General features: G+C 44.6%; 5 protein-coding genes. 3 read left to right on the forward strand and 2 right to left on the reverse strand.

Translation table 11 applies throughout. The features are described 5' to 3' along the window. From AB4496_RS15845 to nhaA, 3 genes are all read left to right on the forward strand, one after another. Positions 1-2,248: ABC transporter permease (locus AB4496_RS15845; protein WP_372131332.1), on the forward strand; the 2,248-nt coding region annotated here is incomplete at its 5' end. Beyond that, positions 2,238-3,386 carry a lipocalin-like domain-containing protein gene (locus AB4496_RS15850; RefSeq protein WP_012604245.1) on the forward strand — a complete coding sequence of 383 codons (1,149 nt, stop codon included), beginning with the start codon at positions 2,238-2,240 and terminating at the stop codon, positions 3,384-3,386. The genes AB4496_RS15845 and AB4496_RS15850, both read left to right, overlap by 11 nt. Positions 3,387-3,661: 275 nt before the next feature. After that, positions 3,662-4,825, forward strand: a complete 1,164-nt coding sequence (nhaA, locus tag AB4496_RS15855) for a Na+/H+ antiporter NhaA (protein ID WP_029222855.1) — start codon at positions 3,662-3,664, stop codon at positions 4,823-4,825. A 237-nt stretch (positions 4,826-5,062) separates the two neighbouring features. Here nhaA and AB4496_RS15860 read toward each other — a convergent pair whose 3' ends face one another. Further along, entirely contained in the window at positions 5,063-5,674 is a 612-nt protein-coding gene (locus AB4496_RS15860) for an OmpA family protein (protein ID WP_032499588.1), read from the reverse strand. Further along, positions 5,674-6,116 (reverse strand): TolC family protein (locus AB4496_RS15865; protein ID WP_372131334.1); only part of this gene is annotated, 443 nt, incomplete at its 5' end. The genes AB4496_RS15860 and AB4496_RS15865, both read right to left, overlap by 1 nt.

Genomic DNA, 6,116 nt, shown 5'->3' on the forward strand with positions numbered 1-6,116 from the left:
GAATAAAATCCCGCAAGGTTTTTACATTCAGCTTCGTCGTGAAGGCTTTCAGCAGTGTTCTCCTTTTGACCACCATAGTATCACTGATGAAAATGGTGCAAACTTTATGCTTATTGGCATAGACCCTGTTTCTATGCTTCAGCTTCAGCCTGGTGCTGCCCTAAAAGAACTCACCACGTTAGATCTCATGAAACCACCATATCCGATCCTAGTGAGTGATGATCTTGCTGAACATATGGAATGGAAGGATGGGGACTACATTCCACTGATGGATGGTTCAGAGCTAGGTCCAGTGGTAGTGGACCAAAATAACCTGATTAATGGTACAAGGTTGATTGCGGATATATCTTTGCTCCGAATGCTTAAACGCAGTGCAGGGCTTTCCGTGATTGCGTGTTCAGACATGTCTCCCGAGAAGTTTGAACGTCTTAAAAACATTTTGCCCAATGGTTTGACAATCTCTCGCAGCTCTAAAGCTGAGCTTGAGTCATTGACTAGCGCTTTCCACTTAAATCTAAAAGCGATGGGCATGCTGTCGTTTGTCGTTGGCTTGTTTATTTTCTATCAAGCGATGTCGCTGTCTTTCATTCAGCGCCAACCACTCGTCGGAATCTTGAGACAAACGGGTGTGTCTGGTTGGCAACTGACTAAAGCGCTTTGCTTAGAGTTATTGTTATTGGTTCTACTGAGCTGGATCTGCGGTAATGTATTCGGTGTCATGTTGGCAAACCAACTGTTACCTGCCGTTTCTTCGAGTTTAGGTGATCTTTACGATGCGAATGTGGGCTTAACCCTTAGCTGGAGTTGGCGTTGGAGTGGTTATAGCTTATTAATGGCGTTGCTTGGTGCATTCCTAGCGTGTGCATGGCCATTGGTTCGTTTGCTGAGGTCGCAACCGATTCGTTTGTCATCTCGTTTATCTTTGATGCGCTTTGCTGGCACTGAGTTTACTTGGCAAGCATTGATTGGTTGTGGTTTCTTGGTTGCAGCTGTCGCTGTGTATCAAGCCCCACAAACGCAAGAATCTGGTTTTGCGATTATTGCCCTGATGCTCGTCAGTGTGGCTTTGTTTACGCCTTTCTTGATGTGGAAGCTGTTCAACAGTTTGTCTTATTCACTGCGTTGGGTTCGTGCTCGCTGGTTCTTTGCGGATGCCGCTTCAAGCATGAGTTATCGTGGTGTGGCGACAATGGCGTTCATGCTAGCGTTAACAGCGAATATTGGTGTAGAAACCATGGTGGGTAGCTTTAGGGATACCACCGATAAATGGCTAACACAGCGCTTGGCTGCAGACCTTTACATCTACCCAACCAACAACGCCGCTGCACGTATGAGTAATTGGCTGTCAGAACAGCCTGAAGTCGATTCAGTTTGGTGGCGTTGGGAGAAAGATGTCGCTTCCCCTGTCGGAAGTACCCAGGTGGTCAGTACTGGTCCTTCTGAAGGAGAATTAGAAGCGCTGACGATCAAGTTAGGTATTCCGAATTACTGGTACCACCTGCATCATTCGAAAGGTGTGTTGATCAGTGAATCGATGTCTCTCAAGTTAGGGATTCGCCCAGGCGACTATATAGACCTTTATGACAGTCTTGGCTCTGGTTGGCAGGTTGTTGGTGTTTATTACGATTATGGCAACCCTTACCATCAAGTCATGATGTCACATCGAAACTGGCTATCTGGGTTTGCTGGACGCGGAAATGTCGGTCTAGGCGTCATACTCAAAGATGATGTCAATTCCGTAGGACTTCGAAGTCGATTGGAAAGCGTATTCAGGCTTGGATCTGAGCGTATTTTTGATAATAACAATATTCACAGTCAGGCGATGAGAGTGTTTGATAGAACATTCGCGATAGCTGATACATTGGGTAACATCACTTTGGTCATCGCGGTCTTCGGCATCTTTTTCGCGACGGTTGCGGGTGAAGTGTCTCGACAAAGGCATATTTCATTGCAACGTTGCTTAGGGGTCTCGGCAAAAGAGCTGATTTTTACAGGCAGCTTGCAGTTGTTTGTGTTCGGACTTATTTCTTCCTTGATTGCTATCCCGCTCGGATTGGCGTTAGCCAGCTTGATCGTCGATATTGTCATTAAGCAGTCTTTTGGGTGGTCACTCGAATTACAAGTGATTCCTTGGGACTATTTGCAGACATTTGCGTGGGCCATGGCAGCATTAATGTTAGCTGGTGCATTGCCAGTGATGAGAATGATTCGGAACACACCGATGAAATCACTGAGGGATGCGCTTTAATATGCTTCAACGAAATGGCTCAAAAAAACTCAGACACCGATTTGTTTCTGCTCTATTACTGATTGGTTTCTTTGGCACTATTTTAGGTGTCTGGGCTTACTATTCCTATTTTGTCGATGTTGGCGATAAGGGCGAGAATGAGGTTAATTCAGTACTTGTAAGTGAGCACTTCAATGTGTTTGAACCTGTATTGCCAGACCGAGGCGTTTCGTTGCCTCGTGATTTCCAGTTCCACCCAGAATTCCAGCATGAGTGGTGGCATTATTTTGCGTCTCTAAAAGGGGATGATGGGAAAAAGTACTCGGTACAGTGGAGCTTCTTTCGTATAGCAACTGACGAGAGAGAAACCTGGGGGTGGCAAAGCCCGCAGGTTTATATTTCAAATGTGGTAATTTCGTCTGAATCTAAGGTTTGGAAAGAGCAACGTTTGGCGCGTGGCGGCATTGGACAGGCGGGTATGACCAGTCATCCATTTAGAATTTGGATTGATAACTGGAACTGGCGTGCTCTGGGTAACACACCGTTTCCAGGTCGCCTTCAAGTACAAACCGATACGTTTGGCCTTGAACTCGACACTATTGCGAAAGGGCCATACGTGCTCAACGGCGATAACGGCTATCAGAAAAAGCACGACTTATTGCCTGTCGCGTCTTATAACTTCAGCGCTCCGTTTTTATCTTTGAGTGGGGTTTTGAATCTCGACGGTGTAACGAAAGAAGTCGAAGGTACTGCGTGGGTGCATAAAGAGTGGGGCAGTGGTTTACTCGGAGTCGGTCAGCAAGGCTGGGATTGGTTCGTGTTTAATCTCGATGACGGTACTGCACTGAGCATTAACCGCTATCGCCACAATCAACAATTGCCTTATGTTTTTGGAACATTGGCAACTCGTTCTGGCAAAGTGTATCAGCTAACGGACTCCGACATTTCTATCAAGCCATTACAGAATACGACGCTAATGAATGGTAGAAGAATGCCGCTCCAATGGATTATTAACGTGCCACAACACGATATCAATCTCACTACGCGTATCAAACGTAGGGATATGTGGCTGCCTTTTGTCATACCCTATTGGGAAGGGCCAATTATGGCGAGCGGAAGCCATGAAGCAACAGGCTTTATGCAGTTAACTGGCTACTAAAAAACACTTAAGGCTATAATTTGATAGCCTTTTTTTATGTTTGATATTCCGACAACCCTCGAATTATTTGTGCATACAGCCTTGGTGAACTCATCTATACTTAATTCATGGTGCATAACAACATTATGGAATATACGACGTATTGTTTAGTATTTGTAGGAAAAACCGAAGTTAAACATCCGAAGAAGTGATTATCTATCGATAGAGCTTGGATATAAACTCGTGGTTATTCTTTGTTATTCGTTTATTTAAATAATAAATATAAGGGCGAAATCATGACCGACGTCATCCGTGACTTCTTTAAATTGGAATCTGCTGGCGGCATCATACTAGTCATCGCTGCGGCGATCGCAATGTTTGTAGCAAACTCACCATTGAACGAAATGTACCAAGGGGTACTGCACAGCTATGTTCTTGGTATGTCTGTATCACACTGGATTAACGATGGCTTAATGGCTGTCTTCTTCCTTCTAATTGGCTTAGAAGTTAAGCGCGAACTGTTAGAAGGCGCATTAAAGTCTAAAGAGACAGCAATCTTCCCAGCTATCGCAGCGGTGGGTGGTATGCTAGCTCCTGCACTTATTTACGTGCTATTCAATTCAAGTAACCCTGAAGCGCTTCAAGGTTGGGCTATCCCAGCGGCAACTGATATCGCTTTCGCATTGGGCATCATGGCTCTTCTTGGTAACCGTGTACCGGTAAGCTTGAAGGTATTCCTACTAGCGTTGGCAATTATCGATGATCTAGGGGTTGTTGTTATCATTGCACTGTTCTACTCAGGCGATCTATCGACGCTTGCACTAACGGTTGGCTTCATTGCAACTGGTGTGCTGTTCATGCTAAACAACAAGCATGTAACTAAGTTGAGTGTTTACCTTATTGTTGGTGCAATTCTGTGGTTCGCAGTATTGAAGTCAGGTGTTCACGCAACATTGGCTGGTGTAGTCATTGGTTTTGCTATCCCACTGAAAGGCAATAAAGGAGAGCGTTCTCCGCTGAAACATCTAGAACATGCTCTGCACCCATACGTCGCTTTTGCAATTTTGCCAATCTTCGCATTTGCAAACGCAGGTATCTCACTAGAAGGCATCTCAATTTCAAACCTTACAGGCATGCTACCGCTTGGTATTGCTATGGGTCTATTGGTTGGTAAGCCTCTGGGTATCTTCCTATTCAGCTGGGGTGCTGTGAAAACGGGCATCGCTAAGCTTCCTGAAGGTGTGAACTTCATGAACATCTTCGCGGTATCTGTGTTGTGTGGTATTGGCTTTACGATGTCTATCTTTATTTCATCGCTAGCATTTGGTCCAACGAACGCAGATTTTGATACGCTTGCTCGATTAGGTATCCTGATGGGCTCAACGACCGCAGCTATCTTAGGTTACTTCCTGCTAAGTATTTCTCTACCGAAAACTAAGCATCAAGAAGTAAAGCTATAATTGGTAGGTAAAAGCATAATCGGTAGTAGGTTCGCTTAAGAGGGAGCCTACTCACTGAGTAACAAGTCAATTTCTGAGTAGCAAGAAGAGTCACAGAATCACCTTTACGATTCATGTGACGACAAAGAACAAAAAGCCGTGATGGGTAACCCTATCACGGCTTTATTGATCTTGAAGCTAAGCTGTATTTGTAAGCGAATTTACCTTACATCTTGCGCTTTCAGTGATGATGTCACGTTACTTTTCTAGTGTGGTAAAAATGGTCCACTCTTCAACGATCTGCTCACTTAACCCAACTACGGTCGCGGTTACCTTACGATTCAGTGCGTGTGAAGTAGGATCGTCACCATCGTTTTCTAAGCGTTCTTCACCATAGCCAACAATTCTCACGCGCTCTGGTTCTATACCATTCGAAAGTAACTCATCTTGTACATTGTTTGCTCGTTTCTTTGACAAGTCTAAGTTGTATTCGTTGGAGCCCACTTTACTGGCGTAACCTTGGATTTCAATTGAAGCGCTTTTGTAGTTTTCAAGAAACTCTGCCATGGTGCTAATTTGGCTAGAAAATATTGGGTTTACTTCAAATGAGTCATGAGCAAAGAGTATTTTCAGCTGTCGTACTTCTTCTGCTCGAATTGTTTCACCACAGCCATCATTGTCGACTTGTGATGTTTCTGGTGTACCAGGGCAGGTATCTCGCGCGTTTACTACACCATCTTTATCATCGTCTTGTAGATCGGCAATTTGTTCAGCTTCGGGCGTCTCGATGTAGGCTTCTCGCTGCTGATTGGAGCAGGCAAATAAAGTCATCGTTAATACGGGAAGTAATAAGTAAGTTATTTTCATCATTAATACTCCACGGCCGTTGTCCACTCTTCCGGTATATCAACCAGCAGAGCATTCAATAAAGAACCTGTAGCGTTCATCACTCGGTATTTAGCGTACTGCTCCGAATAATGGGCATCCAGATAATCTTTGCGTGCTTCAAACAGTTCGTTCTCAGTATTGAGCAGGTCAAGCAGAGTACGTTTACCTATTCGGTATTGTTTTTCATAGGCGATAACGGTTTCTGAAGCTGAATCAACATGGTCGGACAAAAAGTTTTTCTGTTGCAGTGTGAGATCTAAGGCGCTCCATGAGAGGCGAAGTCCTTCTTCGACTTGGCGATAAGCACGATCTCTAAGATCTTTCGCCTTATTGAGTTGGTAAGCAGAAGCTTCTGAATTGGCGCTGTCTGTACCACCATTGTACAAGTTATACCGCATTCTCAGCATTGCGAGCGTTTCTTGAC

Origin of the sequence: Vibrio sp. 10N.222.46.A1 (assembly GCF_041473595.1) — a bacterium.
Lineage (GTDB): Bacteria > Pseudomonadota > Gammaproteobacteria > Enterobacterales > Vibrionaceae > Vibrio > Vibrio tasmaniensis_A.